The 542-nt window shown below is 40.6% G+C and carries 1 protein-coding gene; it reads left to right on the forward strand.

The genetic code is table 11. The features are described 5' to 3' along the window. On the forward strand, positions 1-313 hold a 313-nt coding region (locus R8N47_RS27800; protein WP_318186433.1), incomplete at its 5' end, for a DUF1801 domain-containing protein. Between the last annotated feature and the right edge of the window lie 229 nt (positions 314-542).

Raw genomic sequence — 542 nt, forward strand, 5'->3', positions numbered from 1 at the left:
ATCTGATTTGGAGCTGGGTGAAGTCGATGAAACTCTAAAGTGGGGTGAACCCAGCTATAGTGTAAAAACAGTCAGCCCGCTAAGAATGGACTGGAAGCTGAAATCCCCTAACAATTATTACCTGTTCTTTAACTGCCAAACTAAGTTAGTCGATACATTTCGAGAATTGTATGGTGAAGAACTGGTGTTTCAGGGAAAAAGAGCAATCGTTCTGTCCATATCGCAAGTGTTGCCAGAAACAGCAATCAAGTCCTGTTTAGAGTTGGCTTTAACTTATCAGCAGCGTAAAAATTTGCCTCTTTTGGGCGCGTGAAAAAATTCACATAACAAAGCGTTCAAGAGGGATTCTCAACGCTTGGCAGTTTTGGTTCAAAGTTCAGCTTTTGTGTTTATGGCACAATGGTTTAAGTCGGATGGTATAGCGTTGTTCACCCCTTAACGCGGCGTTATGTAGCCAGCTTTATACGTGACTTGGGCTGAGAAATTTCAAATATCTTATGAAATAGAATGCTATGAGGAATAACCTCAAGGTAATCAATTTT

It is taken from the genome of Vibrio sp. 2132-1 (assembly GCF_033344315.1).